This is a genomic window from Streptomyces sp. NPDC087906, assembly GCF_055584925.1.
The window spans coordinates 40,266-59,288 of the sequence record NZ_JBVJLC010000018.1; the positions used below are offsets into that span (position 1 = coordinate 40,266).

Genomic DNA, 19,023 nt, shown 5'->3' on the forward strand with positions numbered 1-19,023 from the left:
GGCTACGCCTCCTCTTCCTTCTTGTCCTTGCGGCTGAATTCGAGCTCGACACGCGCCTTGGCGATCTGCGCGAACTCCAGCCTGCGGGCGGTGGCCTTCCGCCCCTTCACCCCGGGCACCTCGACATCAAGGCCCTCGTCGTCCACGGCCAGGATCCGGGCCACCAGCTCCCCCTCCGGCAACTGGAACCTGGCGAGCCTGCCGACGGCGCGCACGTAGTGGCGGTGCTCGGTCAGCGGGCGCTCGGCCCCGGGTGAGGTCACTTCGAGCTGGTACTCGTCCTCGCCCATGGCGTCGGTCTCGTCCAGCGTCGTGGAGATGGTGCGGCTCAGCTCGGCGCACTCGTCGAGATCCACACCGTCGTCGGAATCCACGACGATCCTCAGCACGCGACGCCGGCCGGCCCGAGCGACCTCGATCTCTTCCAGATCAAGGTTCTTGGCGCTGACGAGCGGTTCCAGCAGTCCGCGCAGCCTCTCGCTCTGGGTGGTGCTCATCCGGGTGACTCCTCGGCCGCGTCTGCTGTTGTGGGATCGTCCTGCGTCAGACGGCAAGGGTATCCGGTCCCAGGGGGTGTTGCCGTCCACATGGGGCTGACCCGCAGGTACGCTCGCCTGCGATGATCACTGCGAGGGAGAGACGCGTGGGTACGACACGGAGGCAGCTCCTCCTGGGCGCCGCCGCGGCCGGTCTGCTGACGGCCTGCTCCTCGACCGACGCCGACCGCCACGGGCCCGGCGAAAGCGCGTCGGTGCGCGCCGAGAACGCCCTCAGGGTCCGTACGGCGGCCACCAGCCGGACCCTGCTCGCGCAGTACGACGCGGTGCTGGCCCGGCATCCCGGCGAGCGGGCCACCCTGGCGCCGCTGCGCGCGGCGACCGCCCAGCACGTGTCGGCGCTCTCCCCGGCGGGGAAACCCCCGGCCGCCGCCCCCACCGCCGCGGTCTCCGCCGACCCGGCCGAAGCGCTCAGGGCACTGGCGACGACAGCCCGCCGCACCACGGACGCCCAGACGGCCGCCCTGCTGGACGCGCCCCCGGAACTCGCCCGTCTGCTGGCCTCCGTGGCCGCCGCGAGCGCCACCCACGCGTACCTGCTGACCGAAGGAGCGGCCCGATGAGCACCGGTGCACTGGAGGCGGCGCAGGCCGCACTCGCCGCCGAGCACGCGGCCGTGTACGGGTACGGAGTCGTCGGCGGCCGGGTCGGCACGGCCCGCGGCGCCGAGGCGTCGGCGGCCTACGCGGCACACCGCTCACGGCGCGACGCCCTGGCCCGTACCGTCCGCGACCTGGGCGGCGAACCCACCGCCGCGGCGGCCGCCTACGCGCTGCCCTTCCCGGTGGCGGGCGCCGCGTCGGCGGAACGCCTCGCGGCCCGCCTGGAGGACAGGGTCGCCGACGTCTACTCCGACCTCGTACGCGCGGCCGAAGGCCCACTGCGCCGGCAGGCCGCCGACGCACTCCGCGAGGCAGCGGTGCGCGCGGCGCGCTGGCGCGGCACCGGCGTAGCCTTTCCGGGACTCGCCGAGCGGTCGTGAGCCAAGAAGGGGAACTACGTACGTATGGCTTTTGAACCGCCGGAGCGTCTGCTGCGCACGCTCGGCGAGACGTACGGAGAATCCGCGGCCACCCCATGGCTCGCCCAACTGCCCGCCCTCGCGGAGGAAACGGTCACCCGCCAGGGCCTGACCGTCGAACGCGTGGTGGCGCCGGGCGGCCGGAGCAGCCTGGTGATGCTCGTCCGCAGGAGCGACGACTCCCCCGCCACCCTCAAGATCGCCCCACCGTTCGCAGCCCCCGCCGTCGAACACGCGGCACTGGCCCACTGGAAGGGCTGGGGCGCCGCGGAGGTCCTGGACGACGCACTGCTGCTGGAACGCCTGCACCCGGAGATGTCCCTGCGCTCGCTCCCGGAGGCGAAGGCACTGCTGGAGGCAGCGGGAACGCTGCAACGCCTCTGGGTGGAGCCGCCGGTGAACCACCCGTTCGAAACGGTGGAGACCCGCACGGAACACCAGGCCAAAACGATGGCCGCGACCCAGGACGAAACCGCGGCCCCACTGATCACAGCAGCGCTCCAGGCCCGAGCGGACCTCATGACCGGTCCGACGGAGACGATGCTCCTGCACGGCGCGTTCCGCCAGGGAAAGGTCCTGGCGGGTGACCGGACACCGTGGCTGGCCGTGGGCCCCGAGCCGCTCGTAGGTGAGCGGGCGTACGACCTGGCGAGGCTGGTACGCGACCGGGTGGAAGATCTGGTCGCCTCGGACGCCGGCGCCTCAGCGGCCCGCCGCCGGATCAACCGGCTGGCGGACTCCCTGGACGTCGACCGTGAACGACTGCGCGGCTGGACGCTGTTCCGCGCGGTGGAATCCGCGACGCGCGCCCTGACGGCCCGTCACCGCCAGTCCGCCGAGCTGCTGTTGGAGTTCGCGGCCTGGCTGTGAAGGGGGCCGCGCAGGGGTGGTGTCCGGAGCGTAAAGCGTGATTTGCGGCGCATGTCCGGGTGCACGGCGTGGGGGACGAGTACGCGCCGTAAATCGTGCAGCGCAGGACACGACCCCGGAGGGGCCCCCGGCGACAACCGCAGCCAAAACCGGCAACCCCGAACCGCGCCGGACGACGACACCGCGCCCGACGACCACCGCGCCGCAAACCCGCAACCCGAACCGCCCCGGACGACGACACCACAGCGCAGGAGGCCACCCCGGAGCGACCCCCGGCGACAACAGCAGCCAAAACCGGCAACCCCGAACCCCGCCGGACGACGACACCGCCCCCGGCAACCACCGCACCGCAAACCCGCAACCCCGAACCGCGCCGGACGACGACACCGCCCCCGGCACGGACCGCAACCGACCCGCAACCACGCAACCGACACCCGCACCCGCACCCGCACGGCCGGAAACATCAGACCGCGGTCAGCCGAGCCACCGCCTCCGCCACCGAAAGCTCCTCGCGCTCCCCGCTGCGCCGGTCCTTCAGCTCCAGCACGCCCTCGGCCGAGCGCCGCCCCGCCACCAGGATCTGCGGCACACCGATCAGCTCGGCGTCCGTGAACTTCACGCCCGGCGACACCCCGGGCCGCTCGTCCACCAGCACCCGCAGCCCCGCCGCGGCCAACTGCTCGGCGACCGACACCGCCAGCTCCGTCTGCAGCGCCTTGCCCGCCGCCACGACATGCACGTCCGCCGGCGCGATCTCGCGCGGCCAGCACAGCCCCTGCTCGTCCGCCGACTGCTCGGCCAGCGCCGCCACCGCGCGCGAGACGCCGATCCCGTACGAGCCCATCGTCACCCGCACCGGCTTGCCCTGCTGGCCGAGTACGTCGAGCTGGAAGGTGTCCGCGTACTTGCGGCCGAGCTGGAAGATGTGGCCGATCTCGATCGCGCGGTCCAGGGTAAGACCCGCACCGCACGCCGGGCACGGGTCGCCCACCTCGACCACCACGACGTCCAGGTAGTCGTCGACCTCGAAGTCCCGCCCGGCGACCACGTTGCGCGCGTGCGTGCCGACCCGGTTCGCGCCGGTGATCCACGCCGTGCCCGGGGCGATCCGGGGGTCGGCGATGTAGCGGACCTTCAGGTCCTGCGGACCCACGTAGCCGCGTACCAGATCCGGCCGGTCCTCGAAGTCCTCGGCGGTGACCAGCTCCACCACCGCGGGGGCGAGGTGTTCGCCGAGCTTGCCGAGGTCGACCTCGCGGTCGCCCGGCACACCGACGGCGACGATCTCGCCGTCGACCTTGACCAGCAGGTTCTTCAGCGTGGCCGAAGCGGGCACGCCGAGGAGCGCGGCGAGCGACTCGATGGTCGGGGTGTCCGGCGTGTCCAGTTCCTCGACGGCAGGGTGGTCGACGGCGCCAACCGCCGGTGCCACGAACGTCACCGCCTCCGTGTTCGCGGCGTAGTCGCACGCCGGGCAGTCCACGAACGTGTCCTCGCCCGCCGCCGCCGGTGCCAGGAACTCCTCCGACGCCGAGCCGCCCATCGCACCGGAGACGGCGGAGACGATCCGGAAGTCGAGTCCGAGCCGCTTGAAGATCGCCTGGTAGGCGCGGCGGTGCAGGGCGTACGACTCGGCCAGCCCCTCGTCCGTGGTGTCGAAGGAGTACGAGTCCTTCATCTGGAACTCGCGTCCGCGCAGTACGCCCGAGCGCGGCCTGGCCTCGTCGCGGTACTTCGTCTGGATCTGGTAGAGCATCACCGGCAGGTCCTTGTAGGACGTGCACTGGTCCTTGACGAGCTGCGTGAAGATCTCTTCGTGGGTCGGGCCCAGCAGGTAGTCGGCGCCCTTGCGGTCCTTCAGCCGGAACAGCAGGTCGCCGTACTCCTCCCAGCGGCCGCTCGCCTCGTACGGCTCCCTGGGCAGCAGCGCGGGCAGCAGGACCTCCTGCGCGCCGATCGCGTCCATCTCCTCGCGTACGACGCGCGAGACGTTGTCGAGGACCTTCTTGCCCAGTGGCAGCCAGCTCCAGATGCCGGCCGATGTGCGGCGGACGTAACCCGCGCGTACGAGCAGCTTGTGGCTGAGCGTCTCCGCGTCGGCCGGGTCGTCGCGCAATGTCTTGGCCATCAAACGGGACATGCGCTGGACCTGGGGCATGGGAAGCACTCCTGCGTTCTCTCGGGTGATGCCAGGAGATTAGCCGTGCGGCGCCCGCACCCGGAAATCACTTCTTCACGAGGACGGCGGCCCGGGACACACGGACCGCGGCCCGGACGTCAGCCCGGACGTCACGTGTCCGACGCGGCCGGCCCCGGTCTGCGCAGCGGCAGCGTCGCCCCCATCACCGCGTACGGCCGCGCCGCGCTCGGGAAGTGCACCTGGCGCGCGAGGTCCTGGTAGCCGAGCTGGCGGTACAGATGGCGGGCCGGGCTCTCGACGTCGATCGCCGACAGGATCGACCGGGGCTGGGTGACCCCGTCGGTGATGACGGTGATCAGGGCGCGGCCGATGCCCCTGGCCTGGTAGCCGGGGTGGACATGGAGTTCGGTGATGACGAAGGAGTCGTCGAGCCAGCCGTCCGACTCGGTCCTGCGCAGATACGGCTCGACGACGGTCGACCACCAGTGGGTGCGCTGGTTGGGCAGCCCGTAGACGAACCCGACGAGTTTGCCCTCGTCGGTGGTGGCCCCGAAGGAGCGGCAGCCCGGGTACATCAGATGCCGGAGCACGATGTGCCGCCGTACGTCGATCTCGTCGTCGCTGAGCCCGAAGGCGAGGGCCTGTACGGCGAGGGCGTCGTCCACGCGCGCGGTGAGATCGACCGGCCCTACCTGCACGTCGGGGGTCCGGGGGTCGTCCCCGGGGATGCTCAGCATGTGCGGAACCCTACTTTCAGAACAGCACGCTCATGAAGGCGCCCACCTCGCGGAAACCGACCCGGCGGTAGGCGGCCCTTGCGGGGGTGTTGTAGTCGTTCACGTACAGGCTCACGACGGGGGCGACGTCGGCCAGCGCGTACCGGACGACGGCCGCCATGCCGGTCTCGGACAGGCCCTGGCCGCGGTAGGCGGGGTCGACCCAGACGCCCTGGATCTGGCAGGCCCGGTGGGTGGCGGCGCCGATCTCGGCCTTGAAGATGACCTTGCCGTTGTCGATCCGGGCGAACGAGCGCCCCGCGCCGACGAGTTCGGCCACGCGTGCCTGGTAGAGGAGTCCGCCGTCGCCGGCGAGCGGTGAGACGCCGACCTCTTCGGTGAACATCGCCACGCAGGCCGGCATGATCGTTTCGAGTTCGTCCTTGCGGATCCGGCGGACGTACGGGTCGGGGGTGACGTCGGCGGGGATCTGCTCGGTGACCATCAGCGGCTGGTTGGCCCTGACCTCGCGGGCGGGGCCCCAGCTCGGCTCCAGCAGCCGCCAGAGCTGCGTGGTGGCTTCGACGGGGCCGACGATGGACGAGCAGCGGCGGCCGGTGCGGCGGGCGCGGTCGGCGAAGCCGCGTACGGCTTCGCGGGTGGCGCAGATGGGGACGAGGTTGGCGCCGGAGTAGCAGAGCGAGCGCAGATGTCCGTCGGCGTACCAGCCCCACATCTCGCCGCCGAGGCGCCACGGGTCGAGTCCCGCCACCTGGACGCGTGAGGTCACGAAGGCGTTGGCGACCGGCTCGCTCTCGAGGATGGCGAGCGCTGCGCCGAGTTCGCTGGGTTCGAGGACCCGGGTGGTGGTCTGCGTCAACACTGGGGGCCTCACCATACGGTCTGCTGATCTGCGAACTCTACCTGGCGGCCTCCGGGGACGCCTCCCGTGGGCCCGCACAGGTACGGGCCCCGCCGCCGGTGCCTGTGGGGGCACATCGGCGGCGGGGCCCGCTGCGGTTCGTACGACCGGTGGAAAACCCAGGTCGGCCACCGGTGGAAAAGCCGAGTTGACAACCGGGGGAAACCCGGGTCGGTGACCGGCCGGAAAACCCGGGTCAGCTCACAGCGACCTCGGGCTGGCCCGAGGCGATGCCGTCCTTCTCCATCTGCTCGGCGATCTTCATGGCCTCGTCGATCAGGGTCTCCACGATCTTCGACTCGGGCACGGTCTTGACGACCTCGCCCTTGACGAAGATCTGGCCCTTGCCGTTGCCCGACGCCACACCCAGATCGGCCTCGCGCGCCTCACCCGGACCGTTCACCACACAGCCCATGACCGCCACGCGCAGCGGCACCTCCATGCCTTCAAGTCCGGCCGACACCTCGTCGGCGAGCTTGTACACGTCCACCTGCGCCCGGCCGCACGAGGGGCAGGACACGATCTCCAGCCGGCGCTGCTTCAGATTCAGCGACTCCAGGATCTGCAGTCCGACCTTGACCTCTTCGGCCGGCGGGGCCGACAGCGACACCCGGATCGTGTCCCCGATGCCCTCGGACAGCAACGCGCCGAACGCGACGGCGGACTTGATCGTGCCCTGGAACGCCGGGCCCGCTTCCGTCACACCGAGGTGCAGCGGGTAGTCGCACTGCTCGGCGAGCTGGCGGTAGGCATTCACCATGATCACCGGGTCGTTGTGCTTCACCGAGATCTTGATGTCCCGGAAGCCGTGCTCCTCGAACAGCGACGCCTCCCACAGCGCCGACTCCACCAGGGCCTCGGGAGTGGCCTTGCCGTACTTCTTCAGCAGCCGCGCGTCGAGCGAGCCGGCGTTGACGCCGATCCGGATCGGGGTCCGGGTCTCCAGCGCGGCCTTCGCGATCTCCCGCACCTTGTCGTCGAACTGCTTGATGTTCCCCGGGTTGACCCGGACCGCCGCACAGCCCGCGTCGATCGCCGCGAAGACGTACTTCGGCTGGAAGTGGATGTCCGCGATCACCGGAATCTGCGATTTGCGCGCGATCGTCGCCAGCGCGTCCGCGTCGTCCTGCGTCGGGCACGCCACTCGGACGATCTGACAGCCCGACGCCGTCAGCTCGGCGATCTGCTGCAGCGTCGCGCCGATGTCCGACGTACGCGTCGTCGTCATCGACTGGACCGACACCGGCGCGTCCCCGCCGACCGCCACCGAGCCGACCTGGATCTGGCGGCTGACCCGGCGTTCGGCGAGCTTGGTGGGAACGGACGGCATTCCGAGTGAAATTGCAGTCATCTGGTGTGCAACCCCAAGGTGTGGATCGAGGTCCCGAGATCGGCGGGCTCCAGCCCCCGAGATTACGCCACCGCGCGTCGAACGAGCACACCGCTACGAAGAGTCCACTCAAAAGTAAGCAGCCGGACACAAAAAGTGTCCGGCCGCTGCAAAACGGGAAGATTTCCCCGAATCGACTGATTTAGCTGATCTTCACCGGGTTGACCACGTCGGCGATGAAGACGAGCGCGGTGAAGCAGATGAAGAGCCCTGCCACCACATAGGCGACGGGCATCAGCTTCGCCACGTCGAAGGGGCCCGGGTCGGGCCTGCTGAAGAGCCGCGCCACGTTGCGCCGCAGCGCCTCCCACAGCGCCCCCGCGATATGCCCGCCGTCGAGCGGCAGCAGCGGCAGCATGTTGAAGAGGAACAGCGAGAGGTTGAACCCGGCGAGCAGGAACAGCAGCATCGCGATCTGGCTCTGCGCCGGGACGTGCAGCGTCATCACCTCGCCGCCGATCCGGGCGGCGCCGACCACGCCGACCGGCGAGTCCGCCTTGCGCTCACCGCCGTCGAAGGCCGCGCGCCAGAGCGCCGGGATCTCGGACGGCAGATCGACGATCCGCTTGGCGCTGTCCTCGATCATGGTGCCCATGCGGTCGACGGACTGCCCGAAGGTCAGCGGGATGATCTCGGTGGAGGCGGCGAAGCCGAGATAGCCGGCGGGTACGTACTTGTCCTGCACGACATCGCCGTTGGAGTCCTTCTTCAGGACGGTGTTGCTGAGCAGCTTGGCGTGCAGCACCTGCTCCGAGCCGTCGCGCTGGACGGTGATGGTGGCGGGGCCGATCGTCTTGCGGATCAGGTCGGAGAGCGTGCTCCAGTCCGCGACCTTCCGGCCGTTGAAGGCGACGATCTTGTCACCCTGCTTGAGTCCCGCCGCCTTGGCAGGCGAGACCGGGTCGCCCTTCTCACAGGTCTGGCGCTTCTCGCTCTGTGAGATGACGCACTGCTGGACGGCTGCGACGTCGGTGGTCTGCGTCTGGAAGCCGTACGACATCGCGACGCCGAGGAAGATGGCGACGGCGAGGATGAGGTTCATGAACGGCCCGGCGAACATCACGATGACGCGCTTCCAGGGCTTGCGCGTGTAGAACAGCCGATTCTCGTCGCCGGGCCGCAGCTCCTCGAAGGCGGCGGAGCGCGCGTCCTCGACCATGCTGCGCCAGGGCGAGGTGGACCGGGACTCGATCCGGCCGTCGGCGCCCGGCGGGAACATCCCGATCATTCGGATGTAGCCGCCGAGCGGGATCGCCTTGATCCCGTACTCCGTGTCGTTCTTCCTCTTCGACCAGATCGTCGGCCCGAATCCCACCATGTACTGGGGCACCCGGATGCCGAACATCTTGGCCGTCGAGAGATGGCCCATCTCGTGGAAGGCGATGGAGAAGAGCAGCCCCACGGCGAAAATGACTATGCCAAGGACCGTCAACAGGATCGTCATGCGCGAGCCTCCGCTGTTGCCTTCACTGCCAGTTCCCGGGCCCGGGCCCGTGCCCAGGTCTCAGCTTCGAGGACGTCACCGACGGTGAGCGGGGTTCCCCTGCGGGGGCTCCCGTGCTCGGCGACGACTTCGGTGACGGTATCCATGATGCCGTTGAACGGCAGCCGACCCGACAAGAACGCGTCCACACACTCCTCGTTGGCGGCATTGAACACCGCGGGAGCCGTGCCGCCCAGCGCTCCGACCTGCCGGGCGAGTCCCACGGAGGGGAACGCCTCGGTGTCGAGCGGGAAGAACTCCCAGGACGACGCCTTGGTCCAGTCGAAGGCGGGCGCCGCGTCCGGCACCCGCTCCGGCCAGCCGAGTCCGATGGCGATCGGGCCGTGCATGTCGGGGGGTGTGGCCTGGGCGAGGGTCGAGCCGTCGCTGAACTCCACCATCGAGTGAACGTACGACTGGGGGTGTACGACGACCTCGATGCGTTCGAAGGGGATGTCGTACAGCAGATGGGCCTCGATCACTTCGAGCCCCTTGTTGACGAGGGTCGCCGAGTTGATCGTGATGACCGGCCCCATGGCCCAGGTGGGGTGGGCGAGGGCGTCCTCGCGGGTGACGTCGGCGAGTTCGTCGCGGGTACGGCCGCGGAAGGGGCCGCCGGAGGCGGTGACGATCAGCTTGCGCACGTCGGCGCGGGTGCCGGCGGCCAGCGCCTGGAACAGCGCGGCGTGCTCGGAGTCGACGGGGATGATCTGCCCGGGGGCCGCGGCGGCCTTGACCAGCGGACCGCCGACGATCAGCGATTCCTTGTTGGCGAGCGCGAGGGTGCGGCCGGCTTCGAGGGCGGCGAGCGTCGGCGCGAGGCCGATGGAGCCGGTGATGCCGTTGAGCACGGTGTGGCAGTCGGAAGCAGCCAGTTCGGTGGCGGCCTCGGGCCCCGCGAGGATCTCGGGAAGCGGCTCGCCGGGCCCGTACTCGGCCCGCAGCGCCTCCCGGAGCACGGGCACCGTGTCCGGACGCGCCACGGCGACCGTCCGCACCCGGAGCTGCCGCGCCTGCTCGGCGAGCAGGGCCACCCTGCCGCCCGCGGCGGACAGCGCGGTGACCCGGAAGCGGTCGGGATTGCGGAGGATCAGGTCGATGGCCTGGGTACCGATGGACCCGGTGGAGCCGAGGACGACGATGTCCCGGCGGCCTTCGGCCGGATCGAAGGCGAGGTGGGGGTCCGCGAGAGGGGCGGGGCTGTCGCTCATGGACCCCATTCTTGCCCCATCCCCTGTGTCCGGGGACAGGGCGCCCGGTCAGAAGTGGGTCGCGATGCCGAATTTCGCCCGCAGCAGGGCCATGTCGTGCAGGTCGCGGTCGGCGGGCTCGTACCCCTGGTGGAAGCGGACCTGCTGCGCGGCGGAGACGCAGGGGACGACGGTCCCGCCGATCGTGCCCGTGGTGAAGCAGTCCGCCGGGTAGCGGAAGGGCTCGTCGGGGTCGGGCGACGCCTGGATCGCGGACCCGTCGGGGGCGAACACCAGCGGATGCAGATCGACCTCCCGCCCGCCGGGATGCGCGAACACGAAGCGCACGGGCCGCGCGTCCACCGTCTGCACGAACCCGGCCCCGCCCAGCACGCCCAGCAGCACGGGCTCGTGCTCGACCCGATGGGCAAGATCGAGATCCCGATGCCCCCGACTCTCCTCCCCCACAAGGGCGTCCACCCCCCAGCCCCCCTCGACCCACACGTCGACTCCGGCGCCACGAAGCAGCGCGAGCAGGGCCAGTACGTCATCGGCGGTCATCACGCGGAGCAGATTACGGCGCCCGCGCGGTGACGGACCCCGCGCGGGCGCCTGTTGTGCTGCTCGCGTGCTTACTTGATGGGGCGGTGGACGTTGTCGCGTTTCGAGGGGCCCGGGGTCGCGTCGGCGATCCAGGGGCCTTCGCCGCTCGCGTCGATGACGCCTTCCTCCAGCCAGGTGTACGTGCCGGACAGGACGCCGTTGACGACCTTGTGGTCGATGTCGTCCGTGTTCGACCACAGGCGGCCGAACAGCTCCTCGACGCGGATCCTGGACTGCCGGCAGAAGGCGTCGGCCAGTTGGTACGCCTCGCGGCCGTGGTCGCCGCTCGTGCGGAGCAGTTCGGCGCGTACGCAGGCGGCGCTCATCGCGAACAACTCGGCGCCGATGTCGACGATCCGGCCGAGGAAGCCCTGCTTGGTCTCCATCCGGCCCTGCCAGCGCGACATGGCGTAGAAGGTGGAGCGGGCCAGCTTGCGGGAGCCGCGTTCCACGTAGCGCAGGTGCGCCGCCAGGTCGGGGTGGCCCGGGTGGTGGAACTCGCCGTACGAGTTGGGCAGTTGACCGGCGCCGGCGACCAGCTTCGGCAGCCAGCGGGCGTAGAACTTGCCCGCCTGCGCGCCCGCCTTCGCCTTGTCGGAGAGGGACTTGTCGGGGTCGATGATGTCGCCGGCCACCGCGAGGTGGGCGTCGACGGCCTCGCGGGCGATCAGCAGGTGCATGATCTCCGTCGAGCCTTCGAAGATGCGGTTGATCCGCATGTCGCGGAGCATCTGCTCGGCGGGGACGGGGCGTTCGCCGCGCGCCGCCAGCGAATCGGCGGTCTCGAAGCCCCGGCCGCCGCGGATCTGGACCAGTTCGTCGGCCATCCGCCAGCCCATCTCGGAGCCGTACAGCTTGGCCAGGGCCGCCTCGATACGGATGTCGTTGCGGTTCTCGTCGGCCATCTGCGACGACAGGTCGACCACGGCCTCCAGCGCGAACGTCGTCGCCGCGATGAAGGAGATCTTCTCGCCCACCGCCTCGTGCTTGGCGACCGGCCTGCCCCACTGCTCACGCTCGGCCGCCCACTCGCGGGCGATCTTCAGACACCACTTGCCCGAGCCGACGCACATCGCGGGCAGCGAGAGCCTGCCGGTGTTCAGCGTCGTCAGGGCGATCTTGAGTCCGGCGCCCTCGGGGCCGATCCGGTTCGCCGCCGGGACCCGGACCTGGTGGAAGCGGGTCACGCCGTTCTCCAGGCCGCGCAGGCCCATGAACGCGTTGCGGTTCTCGACCGTGATGCCCGGCGAGTCCGCCTCGACGATGAACGCCGAGATGCCGCCCTTGTGGCCTTCGGACTTCGGCACCCGGGCCATCACCACGAGCAGGTCGGCGACGACGCCGTTGGTCGTCCACAGCTTGACGCCGTCCAGCACGTAATCGTCGCCGTCCGGGACGGCGGACGTGGCGAGCCTGGCCGGGTCCGAGCCCACGTCGGGCTCGGTCAGCAGGAACGCGGAGATGTCCGTGCGGGCCAGCCTCGGCAGGAAGGCGTCCTTCTGCTCCTGGCTGCCGAACTGTTTGAGCGGCTGCGGTACGCCGATCGACTGATGCGCGGAGAGCAGCGCGCCGATCGCGGGGTTCGCGGAGCCGACCAGCGCCAGGGCCTTGTTGTAGTACACCTGGGTGAGACCGAGACCGCCGTACTTGGTGTCGATCTTCATGCCGAGCGCGCCGAGTTCCTTGAGGCCGTTGATGACCTCGTCCGGGATCTTGGCCTCGCGCTCGATGAGCGCGCCGTCGACCTTCTCCTCGCAGAACGTCCGCAGCTTGGCCAGGAACGCCTCACCGCGCCGTACGTCCTCCTGTGCGGGCATCGGGTGCGGATGGATGAGGTCAAGGCGGAAGCGGCCGAGGAACATCTCCTTGGCGAAGCTGGGCTTGCGCCAGCCCTGCTCACGGGCTTCCTCGGCGACCTGCCGTGCCTCACGCTCGGAGACCTTGGGCTGGCCCTGGGGTGCGGATGCGGTGGATGGGGCGGACATCAGAACTCACCTCGCCACGAAGTCGGGTGCGACACTGCGTACCGGCCGGTACTACTCGTCCGTATCTACCCGATTCCCCGCACCCGCACCAGTCGTGGGCCGACCAATCAACGCGGCCCGGCGGCGGCTACAGGGCGAGGCCCGTCAATACCATGACGCGCTCGTACGTGTAGTCGTCCATCGCGAACCGCACGCCCTCGCGGCCGACGCCGGACATCTTGGCGCCGCCGTACGGCATCTGGTCGGCGCGGTACGAGGGGACGTCGCCGATGATCACGCCACCGACCTCCAGGGCGCGGTGCGCGCGGAAGGCGGCCTGCACGTCATGCGTGAACACCCCCGCCTGGAGGCCGTACTTCGAGTCGTTGACGGCGTCGAACGCCTCGCTCTCGCCGTCGACGCGGCGCAGGGTGAGCACCGGCCCGAAGACCTCCTCGCAGGAGATGGTCACGTCGCCGGGGACGTCGGCGAGCACGGTGGGCGCGTACGAGGCGCCGTCCCGCTTGCCGCCGGCGAGGAGCCGCGCCCCGCCCCGTACGGCCTCGTCCACCCACGCCTCGACCCGCTTGGCCGCGTCCTCGCTGACGAGCGGGCCCACGTCGGTGGCGTCGTCGGCGGGGTCCCCGGTGACCTGCGCCTCGACCGCGGCGACGATCTTCGGCACGAGCCGCTCGTACACCGAGGCGTCGGCGATGACCCGCTGCACGGAGATGCAGGACTGGCCGCCCTGGTAGTTCGAGAACGTGGCGATCCGGGTCGCGGCCCAGTCCAGGTCCTGCTCGCTCGCGTAGTCGGCGAGGACGACGGCCGCGCCGTTGCCGCCGAGTTCGAGCGTGAGGTGCTTGCGCGGGACGGAGTCCATGATCGCGAAGCCGACCTTGTCGGAACCGGTGAACGAGATCACCGGCAGCCGCTCGTCCTGGACGAGGGCGGGCATCCGGTCGTTCACCACGGGCAGCACGGACCAGGACCCGGCGGGCAGCTCGGTCTCGGCGAGCAGCTCACCGATGAGCAGCCCGGACAGCGGGGTCGCGGGGGCGGGCTTGAGGATGATCGGCGAACCGACGGCGATGGCCGGGGCGACCTTGTGCGCACAGAGGTTGAGCGGGAAGTTGAACGGCGCGATACCGAGGACGACACCCTTGGGGAACCGCCGCGTCAGCGCGAGCCGCCCCGCGCCGCCGGCATCGGTGTCGAGGCGCTGCGCCTCACCCCCGTTGAACCGCCGGGCCTCCTCGGCGGCGAACCGGAACACGGACACGGCCCGCCCAACCTCGCCCCTGGCCCACTTCATGGGCTTGCCGTTCTCGTCGGAGATCAGCCGGGCGATCTCCTCGGTCCGCTCGACGAGCCGACGCGACACATGGTCGAGCGCGGCGGCGCGCACATGCGCGGGCGTGGCGGCGAACTCGCCGAGCACGGCGTAAGCGGCGGCGACGGCCTCCTCGACCTGCGCGTCGGTCGGCACGGCGACGATCCCGACGAGCCGGCCGTCCCAGGGGGAGGTGACGTCGAAGGTGTCCTGCGAGGTGGCCTGGCGGCCGGCGAGCCAGAAGGCGTGGGTGGAGGTCATGGCGGGTCCCGGCCCTTCAGAACGGTGGTGGCGATGGGGTTGTCTGGGACCACGGTAGGGGGGCGGGGGTGGGAGGTCGTTTGTCCGGGGTGGAGTGGTGGGGGTGGGGGGACGCGACGGTTTGTACGTGTGCCGGTGGGTGGGCGGTTGGGTGTGCCGGTGGGTGTGCCTGCGGCGCCGTTCCCCAGCCCCGCCCCTTCCCGAAACCGGGGGCAGGCCCCCGGACCCCCCGGTGCTCGGCGCCGCCCCCGCACGAGGGCTGCGCCCCGTGCGGGGGCGGACCGGGTGGGGGCCGGGATGGCGCCCCCGGCTGCTGCTGCGCCGTTCACACTGCGCGGAGTGGTAGGCGCGACCGGGGTCTTGGGGCTGCCCCCGGCACGGCGCTCGGCGCCTGCGAACAGCACGCCGCAGGCACCGGCTCGGGGGTCCGGGGCTGGCCCCGGTTTCGGGAAGGGGCGGGGCTGGGGAACAAGCCGCCGCAGGCGACGCGGAGCGTTACGGCGGGGACGGCTCCGCCGTCTTCAGCGCCAGCCACAGCTCCATCCGTACATCCGGATCGTCCAGCGACCGCCCCAGAATCTCCTCCACCCGCCGCATCCGGTACCGCAGCGTATGCCGGTGCACCCCCAGGTCCGCCGCCGCCGCGTCCCACTGCCCGTGGTGCGACAGCCAGGCCCGCAAGGACGCCGCCAGGTCACCGCGGCCCTTCGCGTCGTGTTCGTACAGCGGGCGGAGCATGCCGTCGGCGAAGGCGCGTACCGCGTCGTCGGCGAGGAGGGGGAGGATCGAGCCCGCCGCCAGTTCCTCGTGTTCGACCAGGGCGCGGCCACGGCGGCGGGCGACCGAGAGGGCCTGTTCGGCCTGTTTGTACGCGCCGGCCGCCGCGATCGGGCCCGTCGGGGCCGAGAGGCCGATGGCTACTCCGGCCTCTTCGGACTCGCGCGAGGCGTACGCCACGGCCGCGGCGACCACCGGGCCGCCGTCGACGGCCAGGACGACCAGTCGTTCGTCGCCCTCCGGCACGACCAGGATCGCCTCGGCCGCACGGGACGCGGCGGCTTCCAGGGCTTCGGCCAGTACTTCCAGCGGGTGGTCGGCCTCCCGGTCCTGCCCCGCCGACGCGTCCGCGCTCTCCGCGACCAGCAGCCGGAACGGCGCGTCCAGCAGTTCCCCGTAGAGGTCGCCGGCCACGGCGCGCGCGTGGTCCGGCTGGCCGGAGAGCAGCATGCGCAGCACCGCGGCGCCGAGTCGCTGCTCCGCCTCCTGCAAGGCGCGGGAGCGTTCTGTCGTGAGGGTCAGCAGGGCGACCGCCGAGTGGACCGCGTACCGCTCGGCCGTGCCGGGTGCCGCCGCCGTGCCGACGGCCAGTACGCCCCGTACCCGGCGCCCGGTGCCCAGGGACTGGAGTTCCACCCGGTCGTCGGTGTCGGCGGCGTCGCCGCCGACCACCGTGGACGCGGGGGCGGGCCGCTCGCCCAGCCGGGCCACGTCGGCGGTCAGCCGGGCGGCCCGTCTCGCGGCCCAGTCGGGCGCGGCGGCGACGACGGCGCCCGACGTGTCGTACAGCGCCGCCCAGCCGTCGATGTGCGCGGCGAGCCGGGTCAGCAGCGCCGCCGGGCCTTCGGTGAGCGCGGCGTTCGTCAGCTCGCGCTGGATCTCGAAGCCGGCGCTCACCGCGTGGTACTGGTCAGCGGCGATCGCCTGCGAGACCGCCTTGCTGATCGCCAGGAACGCCGTGCGCCGGGGGACGCCGAGCAGCGGCAGCCCCTCGCTGCGCGCCGCATCGACCAGCGCGTCCGGGATGTCCTCGTAGTTGACGCCGACCGCGAAGCCGAGCCCGGCCACTCCCGCGCCGACCAACCGCCGTACGTAGCGCCGCATGGCGGCGGGGTCCTCGGCGTCGAGGGTGGTCGCCGTGACGAGGAGCAGCTCCCCGCCTTCCATGTACGGCACGGGGTCGGCCAGCTCGCTGGCGTGCACCCAGCGCACAGGGGTCTGCAACCGGTCCTCCCCGGCGCGCACCGAGAGCTTGAGCGCCGAGTGCTGGACGAGCGATGCGAGCGTGGGCGGCATGGCGGAACCGTAGGGCTTTCAGCAGCGGGCGGGTGGAGACGGAGAGGTCGTCAGATCAATCTGGCCGTCCCGTATGAACGGCCACTCCCGATTCTGCCAGGTTGTCCGAAGCCCGTCCCGGTCTCAGTGCCGCAAATCCACCAACAGCGGTGGCGCATGCTCGCCATCGACCGTCCGCAGCGACAGCACCGCATGCCCGGCCGGCACCGCGTGCGCCAGGTCCGACGCCGACCACCGCTCGCGCTCGACCTGCCGTACGGTCACGCCTTCCGTGGTCACCGCCTTGCCGCTGACCAGCTTGCGGAAGGAGTGGATGGCCCGGGTCAGCGGCTGGTCGGCGAAGACCGTCCGCTGGGTGACGTCGCGGGTCTCCACCCACTCCGTGCCCCACGCCTCGGCGAACCGCTTGCCGTCCCATGTCGTGATGCCGGCGAACGCCATCCGGCAGCCGACGGCGCCGAGCAGCGCCGTGTGCAGCGTCTCCGGTACGTCGTCCAGCGTGCGCAGGGTGAGGACGGCCCCGGCGTTCACGGACCGCAGCCGCTGCACACCGCGCAGCGTCTCGGGGGTGAGGGTGCGGGTCGCGTCGTCCAGGACGAGACAGGCGAACAGCGAGTGGTCGGCCCTGACCGCGGCGTTCGCGGTGAACTGGGCCAGCACCAGCCGGGCCAGCAGCCGCGACGCCTCGGCGTGGCCGCGCTCCGGCAGGTCGATACGGACCCGCAGCGGGTGTTCCAGGGCGCGCAGCGAGAACGGCCGGGTCCTACCGCTGGTGTCGAAGAAGCCGGCGAAGGCTGGCCGGTCGAGCAGCGCGATCCGGTCGGCGAGCGCGCGGCCGGGGTCGCCGGGCGCGCCTGCCTGCCGCTCGCGGCCTTCGAGCTCCCGGCGCATGGCGTGGTGCCCGTCGGCTTCGAGGGCTTCGCGCAGCGTGGCGATGGCCGTGGGCACCCCGTCGAGCAGCTCGCGCAGTTCGGGGACGGCGGGCAGCCGGCCGTACGCGGCGCGGAACGGGCCGAGCAGTTGGGCGAGCACGGTGGTGGCCCGCCTGCTGTCGGTGTCGGTGAGGTCGCCGACGAGCCCTTCGGCGAGGACGGACGCCGCCTCGTCGGGGTCGTTGGTGCCGCCGTACAGGTCGAGGTCGTACACGGACTGCGGGTCGCCGAGCTTGACCACGACGTCGTACGCGTCGTCGGGGCCGAGGGGGGTGCCGGTCGCGCATACGGCGACGACGGCGGCCTGCCCGGCGAGCGCCTGGAGCGCGAGCGATTCGACGACGGGCCTGACCAGCGCCTGCGTCTTGCCCGCTCCCGGCGGTCCGACGGCGAGCAGCGAGGTGCCGAGGAGCTGCGGCTCCAGCGCGATGCCGGTGCCCCGCCTGGCGTACGGGTTGCGCTCACCGTCATGGACGGTGCCGAGCCTGACCTGCCGGACGAACAGATCGTGCCGGGCGGCCCTGACGGGCAGATCGCGCTTGCCGGACGGATGGACGCAGGCGGCGGCGCCACCGGTCCGTACGGCCTCGGTGAACGCTGGCAGCCGGGTGGGGTCGACCCGCACGGAGTGCCAGGCGCGCCGGATACGGACGTAGTCGACGTCGTTCATCCGGCCCTCGCGCACCTCACCGGCGAGCCGCGCGGCGCTCTCGCCCTGTCCTGCGGCCCGCAGCTCGGGCCACTCGGCGAGATCGTCCTCGGGTCCTGGCGGCGGCGCGGCGGCGACGGGCGGCGGGGTGTGGGCGCCGAGGCCGAGGACGCGCTTGGCCAGCTCGGGCCAGCGGCCGAGGCGTCCGAAGACGACGATGAGGACGATGATGACCAGCGCGTAGTAGATGTACGAGGCGACGACGGACGTCATGGAACCACGCCAGGAATCCGGCGTGAACGCGTAGAGGGGCCAGAGCCAGAAATGGCCGAGGTAGCCGTTCCAGAGCAGGGACCAGAACAGGACCCCGACCAGCGCCGAGATCAGCGCCCCGCTCACCAACTGCCGCAGCGGCGTCCGCTCCGGTTCCACCGCCGGCCTCGGCCGGTGGCCGTACGTCCAGGTGCCCGGCGCGTCGGACAGGCGCGGCATGTGCAGCCAGTCGCGGAGCGTGGGGCCGGTGGCAGGGGCGTGCTCCGGGGCCGGGGGCGTCGCGAACGGGGCCGATCGCGGCATGGGCGGCGGCCCCGCCAGGGGTCCCGGAGGTCCCGCGTGCGACGGGCTCGGCGGTCCCGCCGGCCGTGGCACGGGAGTGGCGCGAGTGTCGCGTGAGTCGTGCGCGCCGCCCCGCGATTCGTGCGTGCCGTCGGTGTTCATGAACCCCTGCCCCCTGACCAGCCAGGTCCGCTCTGTGCCACCGTCAATCTAGTGCCCTCGCACGGGTAGTTCACCGTCCCACGCGTACGGGGGTGTTGCCGACCGACCGCGCCGACCGGCCACGGACCGGCCACGGACCGGCCGCCACGACCCGCCGACCGACTGTACGCGGCGGACAACGACACGCGCGCACCACTACCGA

The 19,023-nt window shown here is 71.6% G+C and carries 15 protein-coding genes; 3 read left to right on the forward strand and 12 right to left on the reverse strand.

Going from position 1 to position 19,023, the window contains the following annotated elements; genetic code table 11:
- Positions 1-2: 2 nt before the first annotated feature.
- Positions 3-497, reverse strand: coding sequence for a ribosome maturation factor RimP (gene rimP / locus ACZ63I_RS33455; protein ID WP_469343182.1), 495 nt, complete (start codon positions 495-497; stop codon positions 3-5).
- A 146-nt stretch (positions 498-643) separates the two neighbouring features.
- On the opposite strand from rimP, the gene ACZ63I_RS33460 reads away from it, so the two are divergent.
- From ACZ63I_RS33460 to ACZ63I_RS33470, 3 genes are read left to right on the forward strand one after another with little or no spacing between them, the layout of a single operon-like run.
- Positions 644-1,120, forward strand: coding sequence for a hypothetical protein (locus tag ACZ63I_RS33460; protein WP_469343184.1), 477 nt, complete (start codon positions 644-646; stop codon positions 1,118-1,120).
- Positions 1,117-1,539: a DUF4439 domain-containing protein gene (locus ACZ63I_RS33465; protein WP_469343186.1), complete on the forward strand. Its 423-nt coding sequence runs from the start codon at positions 1,117-1,119 to the stop codon at positions 1,537-1,539. Before ACZ63I_RS33460 ends, ACZ63I_RS33465 begins: the two co-directional genes overlap by 4 nt.
- 24 nt (positions 1,540-1,563) lie before the next feature.
- The gene (locus ACZ63I_RS33470) at positions 1,564-2,448 is read left to right on the forward strand and encodes an aminoglycoside phosphotransferase family protein (protein WP_469343187.1); all 885 of its coding nucleotides are present in this window, start codon (positions 1,564-1,566) and stop codon (positions 2,446-2,448) included.
- A 463-nt stretch (positions 2,449-2,911) separates the two neighbouring features.
- On the opposite strand, the gene ACZ63I_RS33475 is transcribed toward ACZ63I_RS33470, so the two are convergent.
- From ACZ63I_RS33475 to ACZ63I_RS33525, 11 genes are all read right to left on the reverse strand, one after another.
- Positions 2,912-4,606: a proline--tRNA ligase gene (locus tag ACZ63I_RS33475; RefSeq protein WP_469343189.1), complete on the reverse strand. Its 1,695-nt coding sequence runs from the start codon at positions 4,604-4,606 to the stop codon at positions 2,912-2,914.
- 131 nt (positions 4,607-4,737) lie between these two features.
- The gene (locus ACZ63I_RS33480) at positions 4,738-5,325 is read right to left on the reverse strand and encodes a GNAT family N-acetyltransferase (protein WP_469343190.1); all 588 of its coding nucleotides are present in this window, start codon (positions 5,323-5,325) and stop codon (positions 4,738-4,740) included.
- 16 nt (positions 5,326-5,341) lie between these two features.
- The gene (locus ACZ63I_RS33485) at positions 5,342-6,202 is read right to left on the reverse strand and encodes a GNAT family N-acetyltransferase (RefSeq protein ID WP_469343192.1); all 861 of its coding nucleotides are present in this window, start codon (positions 6,200-6,202) and stop codon (positions 5,342-5,344) included.
- Positions 6,203-6,422: 220 nt separating this feature from the next.
- A complete protein-coding gene (gene ispG, locus ACZ63I_RS33490; RefSeq protein WP_469343194.1) occupies positions 6,423-7,577 on the reverse strand; it encodes a flavodoxin-dependent (E)-4-hydroxy-3-methylbut-2-enyl-diphosphate synthase in 1,155 nt (384 codons plus the stop codon).
- A gap of 181 nt (positions 7,578-7,758) precedes the next feature.
- A complete protein-coding gene (locus ACZ63I_RS33495; protein WP_469343195.1) occupies positions 7,759-9,060 on the reverse strand; it encodes a M50 family metallopeptidase in 1,302 nt (433 codons plus the stop codon).
- Positions 9,057-10,310, reverse strand: coding sequence for a 1-deoxy-D-xylulose-5-phosphate reductoisomerase (gene dxr, locus ACZ63I_RS33500; RefSeq protein ID WP_469343196.1), 1,254 nt, complete (start codon positions 10,308-10,310; stop codon positions 9,057-9,059). The genes ACZ63I_RS33495 and dxr overlap by 4 nt, the downstream gene beginning before the upstream one ends.
- Before the next feature lie 48 nt (positions 10,311-10,358).
- Positions 10,359-10,850, reverse strand: a complete 492-nt coding sequence (locus ACZ63I_RS33505) for a nucleotidyltransferase domain-containing protein (RefSeq protein WP_469343198.1) — start codon at positions 10,848-10,850, stop codon at positions 10,359-10,361.
- Positions 10,851-10,921: 71 nt separating this feature from the next.
- The gene (locus ACZ63I_RS33510) at positions 10,922-12,877 is read right to left on the reverse strand and encodes an acyl-CoA dehydrogenase family protein (protein ID WP_469343200.1); all 1,956 of its coding nucleotides are present in this window, start codon (positions 12,875-12,877) and stop codon (positions 10,922-10,924) included.
- Between the two features lie 127 nt (positions 12,878-13,004).
- On the reverse strand, positions 13,005-14,450 hold the full coding sequence (locus ACZ63I_RS33515) for an aldehyde dehydrogenase family protein (protein ID WP_469343202.1): 1,446 nt from the start codon (positions 14,448-14,450) through the stop codon (positions 13,005-13,007).
- 495 nt (positions 14,451-14,945) lie between these two features.
- Positions 14,946-16,523 (reverse strand): PucR family transcriptional regulator, encoded by a 1,578-nt coding sequence (locus tag ACZ63I_RS33520; protein ID WP_469343203.1) that lies wholly within the window; start codon positions 16,521-16,523, stop codon positions 14,946-14,948.
- A gap of 123 nt (positions 16,524-16,646) precedes the next feature.
- Entirely contained in the window at positions 16,647-18,821 is a 2,175-nt protein-coding gene (locus ACZ63I_RS33525) for a type IV secretory system conjugative DNA transfer family protein (protein WP_469343204.1), read from the reverse strand.
- Positions 18,822-19,023 lie beyond the last annotated feature (202 nt).